The sequence below is a fragment of the Ferrimonas kyonanensis DSM 18153 genome (genome assembly GCF_000425405.1).
Classification (GTDB): domain Bacteria; phylum Pseudomonadota; class Gammaproteobacteria; order Enterobacterales; family Shewanellaceae; genus Ferrimonas; species Ferrimonas kyonanensis.
Genome location: NZ_KE384363.1, coordinates 331349 through 355626, shown reverse-complemented (window position 1 = coordinate 355626; position 24278 = coordinate 331349). Strand labels below are relative to the sequence as shown.

22 protein-coding genes are annotated in these 24278 nt (G+C 58.1%); 12 read left to right on the top strand and 10 right to left on the bottom strand.

Translation table 11 applies throughout. From position 1 onward, the window contains the following. Positions 1 to 59: 59 nt before the first annotated feature. Positions 60 to 485: a hypothetical protein gene (locus tag H598_RS0115135; protein ID WP_028113750.1), complete on the bottom strand. Its 426-nt coding sequence runs from the start codon at positions 483 to 485 to the stop codon at positions 60 to 62. A 260-nt stretch (positions 486 to 745) separates the two neighbouring features. Between H598_RS0115135 and H598_RS0115130 the strand changes: the two genes are divergently transcribed. The 3 genes from H598_RS0115130 to hda all read left to right on the top strand — a co-directional run bounded on the left by H598_RS0115130 (position 746) and on the right by hda (position 4514). Beyond that, complete coding sequence (locus H598_RS0115130; protein WP_169629295.1) at positions 746 to 2533, top strand: flagellinolysin; 1788 nt, start codon at positions 746 to 748, stop codon at positions 2531 to 2533. A gap of 134 nt (positions 2534 to 2667) precedes the next feature. Next, positions 2668 to 3741 carry a DUF2066 domain-containing protein gene (locus H598_RS0115125; RefSeq protein ID WP_169629293.1) on the top strand — a complete coding sequence of 358 codons (1074 nt, stop codon included), beginning with the start codon at positions 2668 to 2670 and terminating at the stop codon, positions 3739 to 3741. Between the two features lie 65 nt (positions 3742 to 3806). Further along, positions 3807 to 4514, top strand: a complete 708-nt coding sequence (gene hda, locus H598_RS0115120; RefSeq protein WP_028113747.1) for a DnaA inactivator Hda — start codon at positions 3807 to 3809, stop codon at positions 4512 to 4514. A 50-nt stretch (positions 4515 to 4564) separates the two neighbouring features. Here hda and H598_RS24575 read toward each other — a convergent pair whose 3' ends face one another. Genes H598_RS24575 through bepA form a run of 4 tightly spaced genes read right to left on the bottom strand, consistent with a single transcriptional unit; the run spans position 4565 to position 8722 of the window. Beyond that, entirely contained in the window at positions 4565 to 6457 is a 1893-nt protein-coding gene (locus tag H598_RS24575; protein WP_035415960.1) for a PKD domain-containing protein, read from the bottom strand. A 19-nt stretch (positions 6458 to 6476) separates the two neighbouring features. Next, positions 6477 to 6860 carry a DUF2069 domain-containing protein gene (locus H598_RS0115110; RefSeq protein WP_051252764.1) on the bottom strand — a complete coding sequence of 128 codons (384 nt, stop codon included), beginning with the start codon at positions 6858 to 6860 and terminating at the stop codon, positions 6477 to 6479. After that, a complete protein-coding gene (gene arsC, locus H598_RS0115105; RefSeq protein WP_028113745.1) occupies positions 6861 to 7211 on the bottom strand; it encodes an arsenate reductase (glutaredoxin) in 351 nt (116 codons plus the stop codon). Positions 7212 to 7270: 59 nt separating this feature from the next. Then, entirely contained in the window at positions 7271 to 8722 is a 1452-nt protein-coding gene (gene bepA, locus H598_RS0115100; protein ID WP_028113744.1) for a beta-barrel assembly-enhancing protease, read from the bottom strand. Between the two features lie 299 nt (positions 8723 to 9021). Between bepA and H598_RS0115095 the strand changes: the two genes are divergently transcribed. Genes H598_RS0115095 through queE form a run of 3 tightly spaced genes read left to right on the top strand, consistent with a single transcriptional unit; the run spans position 9022 to position 11028 of the window. Continuing rightward, positions 9022 to 9246, top strand: a complete 225-nt coding sequence (locus H598_RS0115095; protein WP_028113743.1) for a sulfurtransferase TusA family protein — start codon at positions 9022 to 9024, stop codon at positions 9244 to 9246. 24 nt (positions 9247 to 9270) lie between these two features. After that, positions 9271 to 10347: an AI-2E family transporter gene (locus H598_RS0115090; RefSeq protein WP_028113742.1), complete on the top strand. Its 1077-nt coding sequence runs from the start codon at positions 9271 to 9273 to the stop codon at positions 10345 to 10347. A gap of 9 nt (positions 10348 to 10356) precedes the next feature. After that, on the top strand, positions 10357 to 11028 hold the full coding sequence (gene queE, locus H598_RS0115085) for a 7-carboxy-7-deazaguanine synthase QueE (protein ID WP_028113741.1): 672 nt from the start codon (positions 10357 to 10359) through the stop codon (positions 11026 to 11028). Positions 11029 to 11281: 253 nt separating this feature from the next. On the opposite strand, the gene H598_RS0115080 is transcribed toward queE, so the two are convergent. Beyond that, positions 11282 to 11890, bottom strand: coding sequence for a hypothetical protein (locus tag H598_RS0115080; RefSeq protein ID WP_028113740.1), 609 nt, complete (start codon positions 11888 to 11890; stop codon positions 11282 to 11284). Between the two features lie 96 nt (positions 11891 to 11986). On the opposite strand from H598_RS0115080, the gene H598_RS0115075 reads away from it, so the two are divergent. After that, complete coding sequence (locus H598_RS0115075; protein ID WP_028113739.1) at positions 11987 to 12967, top strand: hypothetical protein; 981 nt, start codon at positions 11987 to 11989, stop codon at positions 12965 to 12967. Between the two features lie 300 nt (positions 12968 to 13267). Here the strand turns inward: H598_RS0115075 and H598_RS0115070 are convergent, their stop codons facing one another. Next, positions 13268 to 14638, bottom strand: a complete 1371-nt coding sequence (locus H598_RS0115070) for an L-serine ammonia-lyase (protein ID WP_028113738.1) — start codon at positions 14636 to 14638, stop codon at positions 13268 to 13270. Between the two features lie 366 nt (positions 14639 to 15004). On the opposite strand from H598_RS0115070, the gene ycfP reads away from it, so the two are divergent. Both ycfP and H598_RS0115060 read left to right on the top strand, forming a co-directional pair. Next, positions 15005 to 15544, top strand: coding sequence for an alpha/beta hydrolase YcfP (gene ycfP, locus H598_RS0115065; RefSeq protein WP_028113737.1), 540 nt, complete (start codon positions 15005 to 15007; stop codon positions 15542 to 15544). Positions 15545 to 15733: 189 nt separating this feature from the next. Then, positions 15734 to 16006: an acylphosphatase gene (locus tag H598_RS0115060; protein WP_028113736.1), complete on the top strand. Its 273-nt coding sequence runs from the start codon at positions 15734 to 15736 to the stop codon at positions 16004 to 16006. Here H598_RS0115060 and H598_RS25715 read toward each other — a convergent pair. The 3 genes from H598_RS25715 to H598_RS0115045 all read right to left on the bottom strand — a co-directional run bounded on the left by H598_RS25715 (position 15996) and on the right by H598_RS0115045 (position 21059). Next, positions 15996 to 16976: a peptidoglycan binding protein CsiV gene (locus H598_RS25715; RefSeq protein WP_051252762.1), complete on the bottom strand. Its 981-nt coding sequence runs from the start codon at positions 16974 to 16976 to the stop codon at positions 15996 to 15998. The two genes, H598_RS0115060 and H598_RS25715, sit on opposite strands and share 11 nt — an antisense overlap. After that, positions 16973 to 20410 (bottom strand): transcription-repair coupling factor, encoded by a 3438-nt coding sequence (gene mfd / locus H598_RS0115050; protein ID WP_028113735.1) that lies wholly within the window; start codon positions 20408 to 20410, stop codon positions 16973 to 16975. Before mfd ends, H598_RS25715 begins: the two co-directional genes overlap by 4 nt. A 67-nt stretch (positions 20411 to 20477) precedes the next feature. After that, positions 20478 to 21059: a hypothetical protein gene (locus H598_RS0115045; protein WP_028113734.1), complete on the bottom strand. Its 582-nt coding sequence runs from the start codon at positions 21057 to 21059 to the stop codon at positions 20478 to 20480. 70 nt (positions 21060 to 21129) lie between these two features. On the opposite strand from H598_RS0115045, the gene H598_RS0115040 reads away from it, so the two are divergent. The 3 genes from H598_RS0115040 to lolE are packed head-to-tail and all read left to right on the top strand — an operon-like array spanning position 21130 to position 24270. After that, positions 21130 to 22353, top strand: a complete 1224-nt coding sequence (locus H598_RS0115040; protein WP_028113733.1) for a lipoprotein-releasing ABC transporter permease subunit — start codon at positions 21130 to 21132, stop codon at positions 22351 to 22353. Further along, positions 22346 to 23035: a lipoprotein-releasing ABC transporter ATP-binding protein LolD gene (lolD, locus tag H598_RS0115035; protein WP_028113732.1), complete on the top strand. Its 690-nt coding sequence runs from the start codon at positions 22346 to 22348 to the stop codon at positions 23033 to 23035. Before H598_RS0115040 ends, lolD begins: the two co-directional genes overlap by 8 nt. Further along, positions 23032 to 24270, top strand: a complete 1239-nt coding sequence (lolE, locus tag H598_RS0115030; RefSeq protein ID WP_028113731.1) for a lipoprotein-releasing ABC transporter permease subunit LolE — start codon at positions 23032 to 23034, stop codon at positions 24268 to 24270. The genes lolD and lolE overlap by 4 nt, the downstream gene beginning before the upstream one ends. The last annotated feature ends 8 nt before the right edge of the window (positions 24271 to 24278 follow it).

The window sequence follows — 24278 nt, the reverse complement described above, 5'->3', positions numbered from 1 at the left end:
GGTGTGACGACTGAAACGGGCCGGTCGATGACCGGCCCGTTGTTTTATTGTTGGCCGAGCTAGCCCCCCTGCTTGGCTTCTTTCTCTCTGGCTTCGGTCAGTGCCGCATTGGCTTCTGACAGGGCACTGTTGAGCATCATGATCTCCTGACGTTTTCCATCCAGCAGCTTCTGTTTCTGCTCTTCATCCATATCGGTTTGCTTCAGTGCTTCCAACTGCTCCTGCGCCGCCTTGATCTTCTCTTTGAGCATCTCGATGGTTTGTTTGATCTTCATGATGGCCGGAGAGTCGCCGCTGTTGTCGCTCTCTTCGCTCTTTTCATTGCGCAGTTTTTGCCGGGCCTCATCGGAGATGGTGACCATATCCCGATTGCTGCCGGTGGATTTGGTGACGGCAGTGTCCGTCTCCGGTCCGATGTTGACCCGTTGATCGCCCTGGGTGGCGCTGATAAACGGGGTGTGTGGACCTGATTGGGTAACATTCATGGGAACTCCTTGCTGATGCCGGCCTGATGTTCGGTTATCGGCATGGGTCACGTCATCTTTAACTAATTGATTTGTTTTATTTAAATTTGCGTGCGCGGGAGGGTTGTGACCGGAGTGTGGTGAAATTGTTTTCTCTCACTCGCTTGAGAGTTTGATCGCCTGGTCATTTCAGCTTCTTGGTGCCTGTTTTTTATAAAGAAGATCAACTCGCAGCCGATAGCAGTTTGAGCCAATAGTTGTTGATGGCAAGTGAGGGAAGTGTGCGGATTGCAACGAATACTACGGCGATGTTTACCGCGGATCTGCTGCGGCGCAACAGCGGCGGGGTTGCCGATTCCATGGAGCGGTTGTCTTCGGGAATGCGAATTAACAGTGCCAAAGACGATGCCGCCGGGTTGCAGATCAGCAACCGGTTGAGTTCGCAAATTAATGGCACCACGGTGGCGATAAAAAACGCCACCGATGCCATCTCCATGGCGCAAACTGCCGAAGGCGCGGTGGAAGAGGTCACCAATATGCTGTTTCGGCTGCGAGACCTTAGCCTGCAGGCGGCCAACGGTTCCAACACCGATCAGGATCGCGGTGCCATGCAGAAAGAAGCCAAGGCATTGTTGTCGGAGATCGACCGCACCAATGAGACCACCACCTTTGGGGGTAAGCGGCTGTTTAAGTCTACCGGTGCCAGTCGTATCGATACCAAGGAGCGAGACATCGTCAACAGCCTGGCGACCAGTTGGTTGTATGAATCGGAGCAGTTGATCAAAGACCATCTTGGCCTGGATGGCAAAGGGGCAACCCTGAAAATTGATTTGGAAAATGTGGACGGTGCCGGTGGCACCGCGGCCTATGTTCAGTCACAGGTTCCTGGTGGCGGCGGGCCGGCCTACAATCTCACCATGGTGATCGATCTGGACGACTTCGGCGCCTCCGGTGGTGGGGGATCCCTGGAGCTGGATGAGGTGATTTTGCATGAAATGACTCACGCCATTCAGGGGGTGAATTTTGCCGAGTGGGGCAACATGCCTGCCTGGTTCTCTGAGGGCAGCGCCGAAGCGATGCGAGGCGCCGACGATCGACTCAAGAATGACATCGCCAGCTTCGGCATTAACGGCATCTGGGGTGAAGTCAATGCCAAGCGCAACAGCAACGCCAACCCGGGCACGGCACTGGAAAACGCCGGAGCGTATTCCGGTGGCTATGTGATCCAGCGTTACATACACAGTGAATTGGGGGAGGCCGGTTACAAATCCATCAACAACGAGTTAGCCGGAGGAGCAACCCTGAATGCGGCCCTGAATACGGCCTCGGCCGGTCGCTGGGCCGATGTGAATGCGTTGTTTACCGAGTTGGGGGCCGCCGGGGGCGGCGGCGCGGCCACCAAGTTCGAGGAGTTCATCAATACCAATATGGATCTGACCAACGCCGACAACGGCTCACTGGCCGGATTCGATGCCACCGGTGTGGGACCGGAGCTGAAGAACGCCATGCAGGGGAAGACCGGCGGCGGTGATGGGGCGACTTCGTTTCAGGAGTATTACGTTTCCGGTGACGACGACACCACGCAGGCAGACTTTAACTCCGCCAATTGGGACACCAGTGGCGACCCCAGCATTACTGAAGTGGCCATCGAGAATTACTCGGCAGAGATTGGCGAGGGCGGGCATGAGGTTTCGGCTCAAGTTGGTGCCAACGCCCATGAGGAGGTGGTGTTCAACTTGGGGACCTTTGGCTCGGCCAACCTGGGCATCAGTAACATCGACCTGACCAAAGACCCTCAGGGGGCCATTGTGGCCATCGATGACGCCTTGAAAGCGGTGGACAGTTCTCGGGCGTCCCTCGGTGCCACCATGAACCGACTCGGCCACACGATTTCTAACCTGACCAACATCAATGAGAACGTCTCTGCCAGTCGTTCTCGCATTCAGGATGTGGACATGGCCAAAGAGTCGGCGTCGCTGGCCAAGCGACAGGTGTTGCAGCAGTCCGCCACGGCGATGTTGACCCAGGCCATCAATCTGCCCAGCAGTATGTTGTCGCTGCTGCAGTAGACCGGTTTAGGCCGGATTGGTCTGCATGGGTTTCTGACGGCGGTTTTGTCTCGGTGCCAGTGCCACAGACGTATTTGCATTGCCGAAGGCTGTGGTACACTTTGCGACACTTATGCATGGATTTTGGAACCTACGTGAAACGACTGCTTTTTTTGCTGCCCTTACTGATGCTATCGACCCTGGTTCAGGCGGTGGAGGTGACCAACCTCTACCAGGCCGAAGTGCAGGTGGAGACGCGCACTCGGGCGGAGCGGCAAAGCAAGATCAATGAGGCGTTGGTTCAGACTCTGGTGAAACTGACCGGAGAGGCACAGATTGAGTCCGACCCCAGGTTGAAGGGGATGCTGACCAATCCGACCCGGTACGTGACTCAGTTTGGCTATCAGGGCGAGCCACTGATGCTGCAGTACAGCTTTGATGCGTCTTTGTTGCTTAAAGAGATGCAGGCCAGGCAACTGCCGATCTGGGGCAAACAGCGGCCACTGACTTTGTCCTGGATTGCCATCGAAGATGAGGAGGCCGAGCGGCAACTGCTGTCTGAGCAAGGGGACCCACAGCGACTGCAGCGCTGGCAACAGCAGGCGGGGCTGCGGGGATTGCCACTGTCATTGCCGTTGATGGATCTGGAAGATGCCATCAATGTGGGCATCAACGACGTTTGGGGCTTCTTTGTCGATCCGGTGGCCCTGGCCAGTGAGCGCTACCCGGCCGATTTCTTTATGCTGGCTCAAGTGTGGCCCGACGAGGAGGGCTGGCAGTACAACCTGGCCTTGTACCCTTACCAGGCCAGCCAGTCGCAGGACCGCTATGGCTATGCCAGTGTGCGTCGCAGCGTGATGCAGAAAAATGGTCGAGCCGCGAGTCTGGATGATGGCCTCGAGGCACTGCAACAGGAATTGGCACGCTACTTTGCCCGCCGCTACGCCACCGTTGCCAGCGGTGAGCAGGAGCAACAGACGCTGGTGTTTGAGATTCGCGGCGAGATGTCGGAGCTGGTGGCGGTCGAGCGATACCTGAAAGGGTTGAGCGCGGTGTCCAATGTCAAAGTGAGTGCCCTTCAGGGCCGCCAGGTCAGCTTTTCGCTGGAGGTGGTGGGCTCGGAGCAGGCGCTGGAAGAGATGTTGAATCTGGAGCCCAAGGTAGAACGGTTGCCGGTTGATGATGATTTGGTCAATCAGGTTCGATATCGCTGGTTAGGTGACCAGTGAAATTGGGTGCATAACCCGGTCGTGTTACACTGGTTACAGTTAATCGATAGGAAGCCAAGCCGTACGTGAAAGCGAGTTCACCCATTCAATTGTCGTTACCCGTTTACCTGCCCGATGATGAGACCTTCGGCAGCTATTACCCTGCCGCCAATCAACAGCTGCTCGAGGCGATTCGCCAAGTCGCTGAAGGGGAGGGGGAAACGGTCACCTATCTTTGGGGGCAGGCCAAGTCCGGCCGCACTCACCTGTTGCATGCGGCCTGTGCCCACGCCCGTGAATTGAATCGGCAGGCGTTCTATCTGCCACTGGGGATCCATGCCAGCATGTCGCCGGCGGTGCTGGAAGGGTTGGAAAACCTGTCATTGGTGTGTCTGGATGACATCGACCAGTTGGCGAGAAACCCGTTCTGGGAAGAAGCGATCTTCGATCTGTACAACCGCATCAACGAACAGGGAGACTGCCGGTTGATCGTCTCTGCCAGTGCGCCGGCGTCGCAGGCGGGCTTCCTGCTGCCGGACCTGGTGTCGCGCCTGAACTGGGGGGTGCACTATCAGGTACAGTCTCTTAGCGACAAAGAGAAGCTGACCGCCTTGCAGCGGCGGGCCAAGGCCCGTGGCCTGGAGTTGCCCGAAGACGTTGGCCGTTTCCTGCTGACGCGACTGGCGCGGGATCTTCGCACCCTGTTCGATGTGCTGGATCGCCTGGATAAGGCGTCGATGCGAGCGCAGCGCCGATTGACCATTCCCTTTGTCAAAGAGACGCTGCACCTGTAGCCGCGTCTGGTAAGAAAGGCCGCTTTGGCGGCCTTTTTTGATCCCGATACTCAGCGTTCGGACAGCTTCCAGTCTGGCCCTTTTCCTAAGTGGCGGCGCCCGGTCAGTGGCGGCCTCTCTTCGGCGGCAGTGGCGCCGATGCGCTGCACTTTGGCGGCCGGTCCCAGCACCAGGTTGGCGTTCCAGCTTTGTCCTGCCGCCATGGGTTGTGTGGTGGGCAGCGATTCGATCAGGCGGTCTGGGTCCAGCGAGGGCAAAATCTGCCGCAGCACCAGATCCAGTCTTGGCAGCAGGCTTGCTTCGCCGATGCGGCCCCGCTGACCCCAGTCGACGATGATGGTATCGCCATTGATGGCGCTGGGCTTGTCGGTGACTGCCACGTCCCGGAGAATGCCGTAGCGGTGGCTCATCATCGCCTCCTCGAACAGCATGGCCAGATCCTCCCTTGGAGTGAAATAGCTGTAGTCGTCGCTGGCACGGTCCTGACTGAAAAAGCCGCTGACGTCCGTGGGTCGATAGGCTTTCTGGATGGCGTTGGCCGGTTGTCCCTGAAACTGCACTTTCGCCAGCTCAAACATCTGGCTGCTGGACAGCGGCAGGCTGTTGGTGAGCTGATCCGACACCAGTTGTCCGTCGGCGCTGCGAGAGTAATACTCCTGCAGCAGGGTGTCGGCATTGATGGCATCCAGGGTATCGACCGGGAAGAAGTCGTTGGCGTGGGCCAGTTCGTGGTAAAGCAGGCTGGCCAGATCCCCTTCCAGTTGATCGAAACTGCGGCTCTGTTCCAGATACGGCGGGTAATAGGTGCTGGCGTATTGGTTGTCTTTGACGTATCGCCACGGCAGCAAGTACTTCAGCTCATTGCCAAAACCGCTGCGGTAGTCGGGGTCTTCGTTAATGCTGGCCTGCTGCCAGGGCTGGCGCCACAAGTCGCTGGGGTCCAGGTAGATGGCACCGGTGGCGACCCAGTAAAATGACGGTCGAATGTCGTAGCTGATGACGACCGCCGACACCGATGCCAGCAGCTGGCGGAAATCGCCATGTGGGTCGCGCTGCTGGAGGAAGGCCTGAAAGGCATCGCCCATCCAGGGGTGGGACACTACGACCCGGTTCATGACATCGGACACCGACGGTTGGCGCGTCTGCTGGCCAATCAGCGGCAGCTCCGACACCTGGCAGGTGTTGTTGCCGGCCAACTGAGTGCTATAGACGCAGCGCTCCAGAGCCGACTGCCATGGCGAGGAGGGGTTCCAGGCCTGAACTTGAGCTAGCGGGGTGTCAAACAGGGCATCCTTCACAGGACTGGGTTGGTCCGTAACCCAGACGTAAGCGTGATCGGTGATGACGGTGCCGGCATCATTGGCGATCACCTTCAGGGTCAGCAGCGAGTCTTTGTTTGGAGTCGAAGGGGCGGTAAAAGTAAGCAGCTCAGGATCGTCGCTGTTCATATCGGCAATGGGTGGGCCGCCCACCTGAGACCACTGAATCTGGGTCAGTGGCTGGCTCTTGTCGCCGCTTCGGCCCAGGCGCAGGGAGACCCTTCCGCCGCGGGAGACCACCTGATCGCCGCGAATTCGCACTGGGTTAAAGGCCGGTACACCCAGGGTCAGGGTGTTGCTGAGCTGGCTGCCGGCGCGGTCGGTCACCGTTACCTTAAGCTGATAATCACCGGCCGTTGGCGCATCGAATGCTGCCAGTGCCGAGCGAGGATTACTGATGTCGATGGCGGGGCCGGCCAGTTGCTGCCACTGGTAACTGAGATCGCGGCTTAGGACGCCATCCACGCTGGCAATGATCGCCACCGAGCCGTCGTCCGATTCGGATTGGGTAAATTCTATCGCCGCTTGCGGAGGCAAGGGGGAGGGTTCGGGGCTGCTGCCACCGCTGCCGCCGCAACCCGTGATCAGGATCAGCAGTACCGCCGGGATCGAACTCCGTATCATCTTGCCTCCTTGCCAGCCTTCAGTCGCTGGCGTTCTTTTTCTTAAGTCCTAAGCCTAACTCCCTACCGCGTGATCTGGCAAAAAAACTGCTCGCCATCAGCCAGGTCAGCAACAGCAGCGTGGCGATCAGTGGCCACAGGCGGTGACTGTCGCCCACCCACAACTGGGTGAGGCTGGAGAGCAGGTACAAGCAGGCAATAAAGCCCGACCAGGCATGGGTATAGGGCTTTCCTTTTAGCATACCGGGCAGTGGCAGTATCAGCGGCAGCAGCATCAACAGGCTGAAACCCAGCGAATAACCTAAGTCCGGGCTCAGACCCAGTTGCCACAGAGGAATGAACACCAGGCTGGCCAGGTAACTGCTCAGAGCGATGCGTTGCAGGGTGGAAGTTGACAGTGCCATCTAGTCCAGAATCTCCAGTACCTGCTCAGGAGGGCGGCCAATGGCGGCTCGTTGCTGGTGAACCACAATGGGGCGCTCAATGAGTTTGGGGGTGGTCAGCATTGCCTGTATTAACTGCGCATCGTTGGCGTCGGCCAGACCCTGAGCCTTGTATTCTGCCTCCTTGGTGCGCATCAGCGCGCGAGGAGAGAGCTTCAGTAACGCCAGGACCTGCTCAAGCTGGGCTTGTGTTGGCGGGGTCTTCAGGTATTCGAATATTTCAGGGGTGATGCCTTGCTGTTCCAGCAGTGCCAGAGTCTGGCGACTCTTGGAGCAGCGGGGGTTGTGCCAAATTTGGGTAGGGTTGCTCATGGGGATCGTCCTGTGATCTGGATCTCAATGGGCCCATTCTACGGGCCCATGACAGTGAGTTAAAGTGATTTCAGCTCCTGCTCCGCTTGACGAAGTTCTTTGATGCGGGCATCGATGCGGGCTTTCTGCAACGGGTTGTTTCGGGTTTGTCGGTAGGCAAACTGCAGTTGCTCGATGGCTTGACTGAAGCCGCCAGACAAGGCCATCAGTTCCGCCTGAGCCATATGCCGGTTGGCCACCATGTTCAGCTGACGGTAGGTGGTGGACAGCAGGTCGTAGGCCACCACGCTGTCCTTATCCAGAACCACCTGACGCTCGAGGATAGTGCGGGCCTGCTCGTAGTCACCGTTCTCGATCAGGGCGTTGGCCAGGTTGAGCTCAATGACGGCGTTGTTAGGGCGAATCTTCTGCGCCTTTCTTAGGATCTCGGCCGCCTCTTTGGCCCGGCCTTGTGCCATCAGGGCATCGGTAGTGGTGTCCAGGTAAAACAGGTTATTGGGGGCGCCGTCGAGCAGGGGACGAATCACCGCTTCGGCCTGTTTCGGCTGGTCTTTTGCCAGTAACGCCAGGGCTTTACCGTACAGGGCGGCATCGCGTAGTACAGGATCGCCGTTGCTGGTCTGCTTTTCGAACAGATACAGGGCATGATCCTTGTTGAGGTTACTGTAACGGACCTGAACCCGGGACTTGGCCAGATGGAACAGCAGACTTTCCGGCACCGGCCGATAGGGGTACAGCGCCGCCCGGGCCCGAGCATCGGCAATCCGGGATTCCGGTAAGGGGTGAGTGAGTAGCATCTGTGGCGGCTTGCTGGCAAAACGGTACTTGGCGGCCATCTTACCGAAGAAGCTGGGAACGGCATTGGGATCGAACCCGGCGGCCACCATGGTCTTGATGCCGATGCGGTCCGCCTCTTTTTCGTTGCTGCGGGTGTAGTTGATGGACGCCTGCTGACTCAGGGCCAGGGTCGACTGCAGGGCGGCAATTCCCGCCTCCGGAGACGCCATGGCCAGAATGATGGAGCCGATGACCCCCACCAGCGTGGCCGGGGCGGTTTTCTTCTGGGCCTCAATGGAGCGTGCCAGGTGGCGCTGAGTGACGTGGGAGATTTCGTGTCCAAGCACCGAGGCCAGTTCGCTTTCGTTGTCGGCAGCTTCGATGATGGCGGTATGTACCCCAACGTGGCCCCCGAAAAAGGCGAAGGCGTTCAATTCGGTGCTGTTGATCACGAAGAAGGTAAACGGCGTTTTGACGTTGTCGGCCTGAGCGACCAGGCGATTGCCGATGTCGTTCAGGTACTCGGTCATCACCGGATCGTGAATCACCGGCAACTGACCACGCAGCATCCGCATGTAGAAATCGCCAATCTGGTTTTCTTTATCAATAGACAGCGTGCTGGCAGCGACGGTACCCAGTTCCGGCAGTTCCGGCTGGGCCATGCTGGTGGCGGTGGTGCCCAGGCCGGCCATTAGCAAAGCGGCAGCGCAGAGAGTTTTTAGCTTTTTGGTCACGTGTGCCTGGTTCCCCTTATGACAATCTCGAAAGTGTACCTGTAAGCGCCGGCGTTCGGCTAGGCACTGTCCATTAAGGGTTAGTCTGCCACATCGGCCCGCAGGTTCCACGGGCTTTAACATTTTTTACCAGCAAACAGAGGCAGTTGATGAGCGGTAAGTGTCGCCAGGGGCAATGGTGGCTGCGGATTTAGAAGTGACAGGACCCGGCTCACAGTGTTGCATCATTTAATTGTGATGGGTGTTTGTAACTTGCCTCGGGGCACGGGATAATGGCCGCCAAAATAACGGGAGAGACCATGTTGCCGCTGGATTTAACCATGCACCGCTGTCCGCTGGCGTTTGTTAAAGCCAAGCAGGCGTTGATGAGTCTGGCACCGGGACAGCAACTGTTGATGATGTTGTCCGACCCCGGCGCCGTGCAGGATGTGCCAAAATATGCACAAAAGCAGGGCTTTGAAACTACGGTGACGCGGCTTGATGGTACCAGGGTTCTGGTGCAGTTACGTGCTCCTGACAGATGATGAAACGATAAGGTTGTTAGCATAATGTGGAATTTGGTCCGTAGCTGGTACCAGGAGAAGTTTTCTGATCCCCAGGCGGTGACCCTGGCGATGATTCTGGTGGTGGGGTTTGCCGTTATCTATTTTTACGGTCAACTGATCACCCCGTTGCTGGTGGCCATTGTATTGGCGTACATGCTGGAGTGGCCGGTGGCGCAGATGGCCAATCGCGGCATGCCCAGAGTGCTGGCGGCCTCGCTGGTGTTACTGACTTTTGTCGGCGCCATGGCCCTGTTTTGCCTGGTGGCGTTGCCGCAAATCTGGAATCAGGGGATCAGTCTGGCCCGTGAACTGCCGGAGATGTTCTCCTGGGCTCAGGGGCAGGTGCTGACCCTGCCGCAGTTGTATCCGGAATTCATCAGCGAATCGCAGATTCATGACTTGATGCAAACCCTCAACGGCCGCTTGCTGGCCTGGGGGCAGCAGGTTTTGCAGGTGTCTTTGGGGTCGCTGATCGATCTGGTGGCGTTGGCGGTGTACGCCATTTTGGTGCCGCTGCTGGTGTTTTTCTTCCTCAAAGATAAGCGTGAGTTGCTGCGGGGCTTCAGCCGTTTCGTGCCGGACAACCGTGAACTGGCTAAGAAAGTCTGGACAGAGATGAATGGCCAAATCGTTAACTACATTCGTGGTAAGGCGATAGAGATTTTGATCATCGGTGTGACCAGTTACCTGACGTTCCTGTTCATGGATCTGCGCTACGCGGCCCTGTTGGGGTTGGTGGTCGGCCTGTCGGTGTTGATCCCCTACATCGGTGCAACCGTGGTGACCATTCCGGTGGCGATGGTGGGCTTGTTCCAGTGGGGCTGGACGCCGCAGTTTGGTTACCTGCTGCTGGCCTACGGCATCATTCAGGCACTGGATGGTAACGTGCTGGTACCGCTTCTGTTTTCTGAAGCAGTAAACCTACATCCGGTGGCCATTATTGTGTCGGTGCTGATCTTCGGTGGACTGTGGGGCTTTTGGGGGGTGTTTTTTGCCATTCCACTGGCGACCCTGGTCAAAGCGGTGGTGAATGCCTGGCCGAGCACCGAACTGCCTGCGCCTGCCGCTGAGCTGGAGTAGGAGAGGGCGATGAGTTTACCGGTCAATGAGCTGTTTGAGACCATCCAGGGCGAAGGCCAGTTTACCGGGGTGCCGGCGGTATTTGTGCGACTGCAGGGCTGCCCGGTAGGCTGTCCCTGGTGCGATACCCGCCATACCTGGGAGTTAAAGGACGCCGATGAGGTGGCTCGGGAAGGAGTCATCGGTATCAGTGGCGATGCACCACGTTGGGCGAGCTATGAAGTGGCGCAGTTAGTGGCTCTGCTTACCGATGGCCGCTTTCAGGCCCGCCACCTGGTGATTACCGGTGGTGAACCCTGCCTGTATGACCTTCGGGCACTCACCGAGCAGATGCATCAGGCCGGGTGGCGCTGTCAGATTGAGACCTCCGGCTGTGCCGAAGTCAAGGTCGATGAGCATACCTGGGTGACGGTATCGCCGAAAATCAATATGAAAGGCGGATTGCCGGTGCTAACGTCGGCGTTGCAGCGGGCCGACGAAATTAAGCACCCGGTGGCGCTGGAGAAGCACATCGAGGAGCTGGATCAATTGCTGCAGGGCGTGGCCTTGCCGCGTCAGCCACAGATCTGCCTGCAACCCATCTCGACTCAGAAACGGGCAACCGAGATGGCGATTCGAGTGTGCATTGAACGCAACTGGCGCTTATCGGTACAAACCCACAAATATCTGAACATCGACTGAGCCTCAAGCCTCAGAACAACAGACCCGAATGACTAAAATGCCGCTCACTTCACCTGAGCGGCATTTTGGTTCCAGGGGCTGGCTTTAAAAAAGACACCCAGGTTAAAGCGACCCTTCTGGGAGGGCTTTAAAAAGGCTTTAAAAAGACACCCAGGTTAAAGCGACCCTTCTGGGAGGGCTTTAAAAAGGCTATAAAAAGACACCCAGGTTAAAGCGGTCCTTCTGAGGGAGAAAAGGCTCTGGTGGTTCATATTTAGAGGGCAGCTTGTGTCGTTTTTTTGGGCGCTGGTGCAGCGGAATTAAAGCTGGGGACGTTGTTGGTGATTGGCAGAACCTCATCAATATGAGTAAGACGAAATGGCTTTCCCAGTTTCTCCAGGCCGATATGGATAAGCTCCATATCAATGGCTGCTCTGTTGGCAAGGTGCAGGCGATGACCGTTGGTCAAGACGATGACCTTTTGATAATGCAGGTTATTTTTAGCACCAGGGGTCAACTCAGTACCAATGCAATCGATCTGTTCCAGAGGAAGAAAAAAGGAATCATCAAAGTGCTCATTTGGGGATTGCCACTGCAAGCCTTGCTCATCCAAGGTGATGTGCCAGGCTCCGGAAAGGCGACGCAGAGCCATCGCATTCAGTAGCATGGGCAACACGCCTAGCGACCAGAAGAAGAGGAAGATACTCAGATAGCCCCAATTAACCCCAACATGAGATGTGAACCAGCCTGCGACCAGCAAAATAGCCAAAAATACCAACACGCCTGTGCGGTTAAGTTTACCCACGCTATCAGTACTGGGTTGCAGTATCAGTGGCAACAGCAGTTGCGCCAACTGTTGTTCTGTAGCGGCCTGTTTAGACATTCAGCTTTAACTTCTTCAAAGACAGACACCCACTCTAAGCATTGCCCCGATTGACATCAACTACACTGTGTTTTTGTTCGTTTCAAGGATGAAACCATGCCTACAGCCAGAAAGCAGCAGGTGTCGCTGCAGGATACCCCCTTTTACCACTGTGTTAGTCGCTGTGTCCGCCGCAGTTTTCTTTGTGGCGTTGATGCCTACACTGGTGTCAGTTATGAACACCGCCGTGATTGGGTTGAAAATAGACTACTTCAATTAACTCAGTCATTTGCTATTGAGGTGTGTGCCTTTGCCGTGATGAGCAACCATACTCATGTGGTACTGCACGTGGAGACACAGAAAGCCACAGTCTGGAGCATGCGTGAAGTGTTCAGCCGTTGGCATCGACTGTTTGCCGGAACTGAGCTCACTCGGCGCTATTGTAATGACGAGCAGCAGGAAGCTCTTTCTTCTGCCGACCTTAATCTGCTGGAGCGTAAGGCTGAGCTCTATCGCAGTCGCTTGGCAGACTTAAGTTGGTTTATGCGTTCACTCAACGAATACATTGCTCGGGAGGCTAATAAAGAGGACGAATGCAGCGGCCGATTCTGGGAGGGGCGTTTTAAGTCTCAGGCACTGCTCGATGAACAAGCGCTGCTGGCTTGCATGGCTTATGTTGATCTTAATCCCATCCGTTCTGGTATCGCAAAAACACCGGAACAGTCGGATTTTACCAGTGTTCAAATGCGCATTCGGGCGGCCCTGAAAGGTAAGCAACCTGAGCGGTTAAAACCTTTTGATACCAAAGAGTTAAATTCACATTCCTTGCCTTGTCACCTCAATGATTATCTGGAGCTTGTGGAGTTTACCGGCCGAGTCATCAAACAGGGGAAAGACGGTATCATTCCCGTCTCCAGTGGAACGTTACTTCAACGGCTAGAGATTGATTTCGATAGTTGGATGGAGCTAACTGAAGGGTTCGAGTATCAATTCTGTCACCTAGCAGGCCGATTGCATAGTCTGCGACATTGTCGGCAAACCGACGGCATGCACCGAATTAGGGGGACTGGAAACGCCCAGCGCCTTTTTGGCGCTTAGCCGAACTTCAATCAGAAACCTAACAATTCTGTAGACCTTTGATGCTGCTCAGAGGGGGGCCTTCTATGGCCCATTTTCTCACCTGGCCTGAAAAATCTGCTTCACTCGAGGGCGGTGACTGCAAACCGAGTCCGTACATCACTCCAGTTAACGCCTTAGTCATGCCGTGGAGCGTTGCAGCTTAGTTTGGGTGTCTAAAGAAAGAGGGGAGGAGATAAATTGGGTGTCTTTGGATGAGATGGGGATGAAAAAAGACCGCGCAGGCGGTCTTTTGTGTTGGTAGGTCTGTGGCTTAGGCCATCAGCATTCGACGATGTTAACCGCCAGGCCGCCTTTGGCGGTTTCTTTGTACTTGGTGCGCATGTCCTGACCGGTTTCCCACATGGTTTTAATGACCTTATCCAGTGAGACCTTGTGCTGGCCATCGCCACGGCAGGCCAGTCGCGAGGCGTTGATCGCCTTGACCGCGCCCATGGCGTTGCGTTCGATGCAGGGCACCTGCACCAGGCCGCCGACGGGATCGCAGGTCAGTCCCAGGTTGTGTTCCATGCCGATCTCGGCGGCACACTCCACCACTGCCGGTGTGGCGCCCATGATCTCGGTCAGGGCGCCGGCGGCCATGGAGCAGGCCACGCCCACCTCACCTTGACAGCCCACTTCGGCGCCGGAGATGGAGGCGTTCTTCTTGTACAGAATGCCGATGGCGGCGGCGGTCAGCAGGTAGCGACAGGCGATCTCTTCGTCCACCGGCTGTATGAACTTGTCGTAGTAGCACAGCACCGCAGGCAGAATGCCGGCAGCGCCGTTGGTGGGGGCAGTCACCACCCGGCCCCCGGCGGCGTTTTCTTCGTTAACCGCCAGGGCAAACAGATCCACCCAGTCCATGGCATTGAGCGGATCGCGGCTGTTGTTGCCTTCGGCGGCCAGGCGCCGATACAGGGTAGAGGCGCGGCGGCGCAGCTTGAGTCCGCCGGGCAGTATGCCCTCTTCCCGGCAACCGCGCTCGACGCAGCCCTTCATGGTTTGCCAGATCTGCCACAGTTGACGGCGAATCTCGGCTTCATCGCAGACCACTTTCTCATTGGCCATCATCAAGGAGGCGATGGACAGGCCTTTGTCGTTGCAGTGTTGCAGCAACTGGGCTGCGGTATCAAAGGGGTAGGGCAGTGCCGGGCCGCTGCTGACGGCCAGCGGCTGGGCGATCTCGCTTTTGTCCAGTACAAAGCCGCCACCGACGGAGAAGTAGGTCTGTTCATACAGCACCTGGCCCTGATCCAGGGCCCGCAGGGTCATGGCATTGGCGTGCTGAGGCAGGGTTTTGCGGCGGTGGTAGGTAATGCCCTGATTGCGGGTAAAGGCCACCTCGCGCTCGCCGTCCAGAGACAGACGCTGACCGCTGGCGACCTGCTCCAATTTCTGTTCCACAGAATCGGTGTCAACCGTCTCCGGTTGGTCCCCCAACAGCCCCAGAACCACGGCTTTTCCGGTGCCGTGGCCTTTGCCAGTCTGGCCCAGAGAGCCAAACAGTTCGCATTGCAGCTCGGTGGTGTGCTCAAACTGATGGTGCGCCCTGAGCGCTTCGATAAAGCGATTGGCGGCGCGCATCGGCCCGACGGTGTGGGAGCTGGATGGGCCAATGCCGATACTGAACATATCGAACACGCTAATCATAACGGTATCCCTGTTGAATGGTGCGTTGTGGCGAATGCCCTGATGGTACCCCAGCAGGAGGAAAAGCAAAATCGGACCTGCCTGATACAGTATAAAATGTTGCCTGCGCCGCTGCCGACAAGATGGTGGTCAACCTGAGCCGGTTTCACCAGCGCAAACCCCCTTATGGGGTGGGCGGCAATTCCGTCTTTGAATGGTTTTCATCGGGCATATGAAGCAAGACGCTGATGTTATGGCATCTTTATCACTATCGACGGCCGTTCGAGTTGGCAAAATGGGCTCGACCGTGATCCAGATCATCTTGAGTGCTTTGCTTGCGGTTTGCCAATGGCTATAGTGGATCCAAGCTAATGGAATGGTTTTACTATGATAATTTACCTGCACGGGTTTGACGCCACCAGCCCTGGAAACCACGAAAAAGTTCTGCAACTTCAGTTTGCTGACGAAGACGTGCGTTTTATAAGTTACTCCACCCTTCATCCTCGCCATGATATGCAGCACCTGCTGAAAGAGGTGGATAAACAGAGGCGCTACAGCGATGACCCCAGTCCGCTGATTGTCGGCGTCGGCCTGGGAGGCTTCTGGGCCGAGCGCATTGCCTTCCTGACCGGCATGAAATCGGTGGTGTTCAACCCCAATTTGTGGCCGGAAGAGAACATGGAGGGGCGGATTGATCGCCCGGAAGAGTACCGCGACATTAAGGAAAAGTGCGTCACCGAGTTCCGTAAAAAGAACCGCGATCATTGTCTGTGTGTGTTGGCTCGCCATGATGAGGTGCTCGACACTTCCCGTATTGAAGCGGAGATGAAGCCCTTCTACCCCGTCATCTGGGACACCACTCAAACCCACAAATTTAAGGACATCTCCCGTCAACTGAAAGCGCTGGCAGAATTTAAGAGCGCTTGAGTCTGGGCGGAGCGTGTCTGCACCTTCCTCTGTACGGTCGTGTCGAACTCGGTGTCTGCGGATGCCGGGTTGGACTGTGCTTGGCTGAAAACGACGCCGATCAAGACGTTATTGTGGTTTGGGTGGGAAAATTCTAACCGCCGGGATAGCTGCTATAGTGAAGTTATCGACTTGAGGGTGGGCGATGCTATGAAGCGTTTGATGGTGAAGGTCAGTGGCCGGGTTCAGGGAGTGTGGTACCGGGCGTCGGCCCAGGAAGCGGCGCTGCGTCTCGGGGTTACCGGCTACGTTCGTAACCTGGATGATGGCAGCGTTGAGATGCTGGCCCAGGGGGCTGACAGGGCGGTGGACGCCATGTTGGACTGGGCCCATCAGGGGCCACCTCAGGCAGAGGTGACCGATGTGCTGGTGTCCGATTATGACGGCACCGACCTGTACCTGGATTTCGAGGTTACCGAGTGACCAGGGGGGCGGCTGCGGTTGCCGGCTCCATCTCGCTGGGTTGAGTCATGCGTCGAATCTGAATAACCACCCCCATTTTGGGGTGATCGAAGTAGTGAATCTCACGGCTGCGAACCCGGCGGGTTTGGCGCAGTTCGATGGTGTTCAGAAACGGCTCAGTGGCCGCCGAAGTGGCGCCATCGTCGGCTGCATCGAGTGTCGATTGATCAGCCTCTGGGGTCGCGACTGTCATCGATTCCAGGCCAGGCACCGGCCGCTCTCCCTCTTCACGCAGCTGCAATGACGTATCGATAAACAAAAAATGGTTCAGATAGATGCGTAACCAACCATCGAGTTCCCACACCGGCTCGGCCTGAGCGGTGGGCGGCGTCATTGAGAAGTTGAAGTCAAATACCGACCCCAGGGGGGTGTTGAGTGGGCGCAGGCGACCGTCGGCGTAGAAGCGGTCGCTGAAATTTCGGCCGTTGTAGAGCCGGTAGGCCTGGCTGTTGCCGCGGCTGAATACCGGCTGTTGCCAGGCGCTGTGCAGCAGAACCCGAGCCCCTTTGTGGCGCAGCTTCGCCAGGGCGTCGTTGAACTGCAGTGACTCTGCCGGCAGCAGGAATGGCGCACCAGACAGGGGGGAGCCGGTTTCCAGAGCGGTAACGGTTGCGGGCAGCTGACTTGGTATCGTTGCCGGCTCGGTCGGTTGCGGCTGGCAGTTCTCTGGCTGGCTCAGCCAATCACTGCTGTCGCAGGGGTTCAGGGCCTCTTCCAGTGCGCTGAGATCCGGCATCATGGCCGGCCCCAGCAGATCCAGGGTATCGGCCGTTTTAACCGGTGTGGTTTCCTGAGACCAGGTTTCGGTGGTCGTCTGCGGGCGCTGGAATACCGCAATTTCGACCTCAAACCAGGTGGCTTCTTCGGCCTGTGGGGCCGAACACGCCAAAGTCAGCATCAGGCCGGCGGTGAGTGCTTTCAGGTTGATCATCGTTTGTCCAATAGCTTGAGCAACTGCTCCACTGCATCAAGGCGAGACGCCGCATCCTGCAGGTCGCCTTGAAAACGTAATTTGGTGGGCCCATCCATTCGATAGCGTCCCGGATCCGATTGTAGCAAACCTATCAGGGTTTCCGGAGTGACGATTGTGTCTTGATTGAATTCAATGCTGCCGCCTTTGGCGTGGGCATCGATGCGACGCAGCCCCAGGGCCATGGCCCATAATTTGAACCGGGTCAGTTTGAGCAGGTTCTCGGTGGCGGCAGGCAGGGTGCCAAAGCGATCCACCAGCTCAACCCGGGTCTCCATCAGTTCGTCGTCATTCTGACAGGAGGCGACTCGCTTGTAGAGGGCCAGGCGAGTATTGACGTGGGGAATGTACTCTTCCGGCAGCAGCGCGGGGATCTTCAGTTCCAGCTCGGTTTGCTCCGCCAGGATCTGATCCAATGACGGTTCTTTGCCTGCCTTGAGGGCGGCCACGGTTTGCTCCAGCATCTCCATGTACAGGCTGAAGCCGATCTTGGCGATGTGACCGCTCTGTTCGTCCCCCAGCAGCTCACCGGCACCCCGAATCTCCAGATCCTGAGTGGCCAGCATGAACCCGGCGCCCAGATCTTCCAGTTGCTCAATGGCTTCAAGGCGCTTTTTGGCGTCCTTGGTCATCTTCTTACCGGCGGTCAGCAGGTAGGCGTAGGCCTGGTGGTGGGAGCGGCCGACCCGGCCTCGCAATTGGTGCAGCTGAGCCAGGCCGAATCGATCGGCCCGTTCGATGATGATGGTATTGGCGCTGGGGATGTCGATGCCGGTTTCGATGATGGTGGTGCACACCAGCACATTGAAACGCTGGTGATGAAAATCGCTCATCACCTTTTCCAGTTCCCGCTCGCGCATCTGGCCGTGGGCGATGGCAAAACGGGCTTCGGGAACCAGTTCGGCCAGCTCTTTGGCACAATCATCGATGGTTTCAACACTGTTGTGCAGGAAGTACACCTGACCGCCACGCAGAATCTCCCGCATCAGGGCTTCGCGGATCAGATCCCCCTGCTTGGGACGGACAAAGGTCTTGACCGACAGCCGTCGTGCCGGCGGGGTGGCGATGATGGAGAGATCGCGCATGCCGGACATGGCCATGTTCAGGGTTCGCGGAATTGGGGTGGCGGTCAGGGTCAGGATGTCCACCTCGGCCCGCAGCGATTTGATCTGCTCTTTTTGACGGACGCCGAAACGGTGCTCTTCATCCACAATCAGCAAGCCGAGGTCGGTAAACTTGATGTCGGACTGCAGCAACTTGTGGGTGCCGATGACGATGTCGACCTTGCCCTCACTGAGCTGTTTCAACACTTGGCGCTGTTCGGCGGCGGTGTTGAAGCGGGACATCACCTCGGTGCGCACTGCCCAGTCGGCGAAGCGATCCCTGAAATTCTCGTAATGCTGCTGCGCCAGCAGGGTGGTTGGCACCAGCACCGCCACCTGTTTGCCCTCGTTGACGGCCACAAAAGCGGCGCGCATGGCCACTTCGGTCTTGCCGAAGCCTACGTCGCCACACACCAGTCGATCCATGGCATTGCTGGTGCGCATGTCGCGCACCACCGCGTCGATGGCGGCTTCCTGATCGGCGGTCTCCTCAAACGGGAATGAGGCGGAAAACTTCTGGTAGTCGGCCTGATCCAGTTTAAAGGCAAACCCGGGTTTGGCTTCGCGGCGGGCATACACATCCAGCAGTTCGGCGGCCACATCGCGCACCTTCTCGGCGGCTTTGCGCCGAGCCTTGTCCCAGGCCTCGCTCCCCAGACGGTTGAGTTGAACCTCGCTGTCTTCGCCGGCGCTGTAGCGACTGATCAGGTGCAGGGCGCTGACCGGCACGTACAGTTTGGCCTGGTCTTTGTATTCCAGCACCAGAAATTCGGTGCTCATGCCGCCGGCGTCCAGGGTTTGCAGCCCCTGGTAACTGCCGACCCCGTGCTTCAGGTGCACCACCGGCTGGCCGACCTTGAGTTCGGCCAGGTTGCGGATCAGGGTGTCGGAGCTGACGGTTTTGCGCTGGCGGCGCCGTTGGCGAACCCGACCGCCGAGCAGTTCCTCTTCGCAGATCAGCGCCAGCTTCTCTTTCTCCAGCACCACGCTCTGTTCCAGTGGGCTGACAATCAGTCCCACCGGAGCGCTTGCGGCGATGAAGTCATCCAGGTGGGCGAACGATTCGATGTTCAGTTTCAGCGGTCGCAGCAGCTCCAGCAGCGCTTCGCGACGACCGTCGGATTCGACACTGAACAAGGTGCGTTTGACCTCGCCCATGCGGGCGCTCAGCGCCTGGGTCGGCTGCTTGAGTTGGTGATTGACGGCGATGTCACCGATGGCGGCCACCGCGGCTTTGGGCTCGCGGGCAATCTCACTGACTGCCCGGCTCAGTTGAATGCGGCCATGGGGCTTGATGCGGGCAAACAGCTCTTCGGTTTGCAGGAACAGTTGCGGCGGCGCCAGCAGCGGTCGCAGGGGATCGACCCCATAGTTGTCATAGCGGCTGTGAGCGTCTTTGAGGAACTGCTCGCAGGCCTGTTGAATGTCGCCGCTGGTGAGCAGTTGCACTTGTTCTGGCAGGTAATCAAACAGGGTGGCGGTGGACTCGAAAAACAGCGGCAGGTAGCTCTCCACTCCGGCGGGCATCAATCCTTTGCTGATCTGCTGATACACCGACTCGCTCTCATTGCTGATGCGGGTAAAGTGCTGTCCCCACTGACTGCGGAATCGCTCGATGGCTTTGGCGTGGGTGGGAAACTCCCGCGCCGGCAGCAGCCGCACCTGCTCTAAAGAGCCGCCGCTGCGCTGAGTGTCGACGTCGAAGGTGCGGATCGCCTCCAGTTCGTCGTCGAACAGATCCAGCCGCAGAGGCTGGTCACTGCCCATGGGGAACAGGTCGATGATTGAGCCTCTTACCGCGAACTCACCGTGCTCGAATACTTGCTCCACGTGGTGGTAGCCAGCCTGTGTCAGGTTTTGGCGCAGGGTGTCGATGTGGATGGTCTGCCCAGGCTCCAGCAACAGCACGTTGCTGCCGACGTAGTCCACCGGCGGCAGCCGCACCAGGGCGGTACTGATGGGGACGATCACCAGCCCCCGCGTCATGGTCGGCAGGCGGTACAGGGCTTCCAGCCGCTGTGAAACGATGTCCTGATGGGGCGAGAAGCTGTCGTAGGGCAGTACCTCCCGATCCGGAAACAGGGTCACCGGCAAGTGCGGGCACAGGTAGCGCAACTCCTGCTCCAGATGCAGGGCGCTGGGGGTGTCCTGCGTAATCAGTAAGCTGATGCCGGCGTGCTGGCCGGCGAGGCGGCTGATGGTCAGAGACTGGGCACTGCCGATCAGTCCGGTAAGGCGACGTTTGGTGCCTGCACCGGCGCTGGCCGGGGCAAGGGGAGAGAAACTACTCATAAATCAAGCTTACTGATTGGTTTGGGGCTAGTGTAGACAACCGCAGCCAAGGCTGCGACTGTGGGGGTTAAGAGGCGTCATTTTGGCGACGGGCCTGGGCCCGTGCGCGCAGTTGCCGCTGTTCGATCTGCAGGCTGGCGTGCACCAGTTGCTCCTGATCCGCATCCATGATGCTGGTGAAGTCCATGGTCCACAAGAACTGATCGTCGTCGGCCTGGCAGTCGGTGATTTCGGCGATGGCGTAGATGGCAACGCTCTGTTCCAACAGTAACACCCGGGTTTCGACAATGCTACCGACCTCGATGGCACTGGTGTGGCGAGCCACCAGGCCGCTGCCACCAAAGCGGACGCCATCACAGCGATAGTGGGCGTCGCTGCTCTGGGCCAGTTGCATCTGCAGCACCAGGTCAATCTTCTTGTTCTGCAGGCTCAGGTACTCCGCCAGTTCGGCCGCGTGCTGTGCCAGGCTGTTCATTAGGGGCAGACAGCGTTGTTCGACGTCGTTGACCTGCGCCATTAAGCGGAACGCTTTTGGCATCATGGCCAGCAAGGCCTCTTTGTCGGTCAATCGCTGGCTCGGTTCCAGGGGATCCGCAAGCAGCAGAAAGTCACAGGGGACGCTGAAAAAGCTTTGTTGCTCGTTAGTCATGACCGGCGCTTGTGTAATGGGGGTGAATAACTTTATTATCCGATAACTTATCTATTTGGCAAATGGTTAAATGTCACCGTCAGTATCCCTATTCATCGGTCTTCGCTACTGGCGCTCCCGTAAAGACACCCAGTTCGTCTCTTTTATTACCTTTTTTTCCGTCGCCGGCATCGCCCTGGGGGTGGCCGCTCTGATTGTGGTCAGCGCAGTGATGAACGGGTTGGAGGGGCGACTGAAGACCCGTTTACTGGGGGCGGTACCCCAGGTGGTGGTCAGTGCCGACGCGCCGCTTAATAAACCGACGCTGCTGGCCAATCAGTTGGCCCAGGAGCCCCATGTGATTGGGGCGGTGCCGCTGATCAGTACCGAAGCGATGATTCAATCGGGTCAGGAGTTGGCAGGCGCCCAGGTGCTGGGGGTCGATCCGCTGCTGGAGGCGCCGCTGTCGGCGGTCAGTCGCCATCTTCGCACTGGCAGTTGGGACACCTTGCAGGGCGGCGAATATCAAATTTTTCTCGGCAGCCAGTTGGCCAATCGTCTCGGGGTGATGGTGGGCGACAAGGTCAGGGTGCTGTCGGCCACCGGGGCGGTGTATACCCCGGTGGGGCGCCTGCCCAGTCAACGGAATTTCACCGTTTCCGGCGTGTTTGAGCTGGGGGCGGAGGTGGATGCCAGCCTGGCTTACATTCATATCGATGACGCCTCCAAGCTGACTCGAATGGGCAAACACAAGGTGCAGTCCATTCGCCTGTACCTGGACGATGCCTTTGCGGCGCCATTGGTGGCGGCGGATCTGGCCGCTAAGCTCGATGGGAGCTACCGGGTCGACGACTGGCGCAGCCAGTATGGGCAGCTGTTCGGCGCGGTGAAGATGGAGAAGAACATGATGGCGATGCTACTGGCGCTGATCATCGCCATCGCCGCATTCAACGTGGTGTCGGCGCTGGTGATGATGGTGACCGATAAAACCTCGGACATCGCCATCCTTAAAACCATGGGACTGGGACCGATGGCGGTGATGGGGGTGTTTTCGGTGCAGGGAATGACCAGTACGGTGCTGGGGGTGGCCATCGGTACCCTGGCGGGACTGTTGCTGGCCTTTAACCTGCAACCATTGATGGCGGCCTTGGGCATTTGGTTATTGCCTCCGGGTCAGCCGCTGCCGGTGATTTTGAACTACGGCCAAATTGGCCTGATTGTGGCCGGGGCACTGTTACTCAGTTACCTGGCCACCCTGTACCCCGCATGGCGGGCTTCCCTGATTAAACCCGCAGAGGCATTGAGATATGAGTGAGCCATTGCTGCGCTGCACGCAGCTGGGAAAAGTCTACCGCGAAGGCAAACTCGACACCCGGGTGCTGTCAAATCTGGACCTGCAGGTGGCGGCGGGCGAGTTGCTGGCGATCATCGGCAGCTCAGGCTCTGGAAAAAGCACCTTGCTGCACATCATCGGTACTCTGGACACCCCCACGGAAGGGGAGGTGGTGTTTCAGGGGCAGAATCTGTTTGCCCTGAGTGACGGCGCTCGCACTCAGTTGCGCAATCAGCAGCTGGGTTTTGTGTATCAGTTCCACCATTTGCTGCCGGAGTTCAGTGCTCTGGAAAACGTGATCATGCCATTATTGATTGCCGGTCAATCGAAAGCCGCGGCGCGCCAACGCGGTGAAGCCTTGCTGGAGAAGGTGGGACTCAGTCACCGACTCGGACACAAGCCGTCGGAGTTGTCTGGCGGTGAGCGTCAGCGGGTGGCCATTGCCCGGGCCCTGGTTAACCGGCCGGCGCTGGTGTTGGCGGATGAACCCACCGGCAACCTGGACGAAACCACCGCCGAAGAGGTGTACGAGCTGATTCGGCAGTTGGCACGGGAGGAGGGCACGGCGTTTGTGGTGGTGACCCATGATACCGCCCTGGCCGCCAGGCTGGATCGGCAGGTGGCGATGCACGGTGGCCGTCTGCAGCAGGTTCAGGGCTCATGAACCGCATCAGCTTGGTGTGGGGCTTGGGATGGCGTTTTCTGCGTACCCGTCACAGCAACCGTTTTATCTCCTTCATTTCGGTGTCGTCCATTGTCGGGGTGGCACTGGGCGTGACGGTACTGATCCTGGTGCTGTCGGCCATGAACGGCTTTGAGCGCGAGCTGAAGGAGCGGTTGTTGGCGGTGGTGCCCCATGCGGAGATGATCGCGGTCGAGGACCCGATCATGGACTGGCACACCATGGCCGCCGAGGCGGCAACCCACCCTGAAGTAGTGGCGAGTGCGCCCTTTACCCTGGTCGAGGGTTTGTTGCAAAAGGGCGACAAACTCAAAGGGGTGTCGGTACGCGGAGTGGTGCCAGAGTGGGAGCAACAGGTTTCTGAAGCCGACCACTACATGAGTCCCGAAGCCTGGCAGTCGCTGTCGGCTCCAGGCAAGCCGTTGGTGCTGGGCAAGGCACTGGCGCAGCAGCTTAAGCTGGAGGTGGGGCAACGCGTGACCTTGATGGTGCCCAGGCCCCAGTCTCAGGGGCGCCGGCCGCCGCAGCGGGTGGTGTTTACCGTGACCGGTCTGTTCGACCTGGGGGGAGAGATTGACCGTACCATGGCCTTCACCAGCCTGGCGGTGGCGTCGGAGATTCGTGGATTTGGCGATGGCGTCGGTGGGCTGCGACTGAAGCTCGAAGACCTGTTTGCGGCACCGGCGGTGATTCGTGCCGTGGGCTATGAGCAGAGCCATTACCTGTACCTGAACGATTGGACCCGCACTCAGGGACACTTGTATTCCGATATTCAGCTGATTCGAACCCTGATGTACCTGGTGTTGGTGCTGATGGTGGCGGTGGCCAGCTTTAACATCATCTGCTCCTTGGTGATGGCGGTGCAGGACAAGCAGGCGGAGATCGCCATCCTGCGAACCATGGGGCTGAGCCGCAAAGCGGTGATGGGGGCTTTCGTGATTCAGGGGGCACTGACCGGGCTGACCGGCTGTATTATCGGTGCGACTTTGGGGAGCGCGCTGGCGTGGCGCCTGTCTGATCTGATTGCTGCTCTGGAGCAGGCCCTGGGCGTTAAACTGCTGTCCGGAGACGTCTACTTTATCGACTTTCTGCCATCGCAATTGATGCTGTCTGACGTGGTGTCGGTCACCTGTGTGGCCTTCGTGGTCACGGTGCTGGCGTCGCTGTACCCGGCCTGGAAGGCGGCCAAACAGGAGCCGGCTCAGGCGCTGGGTTAACGGTGACA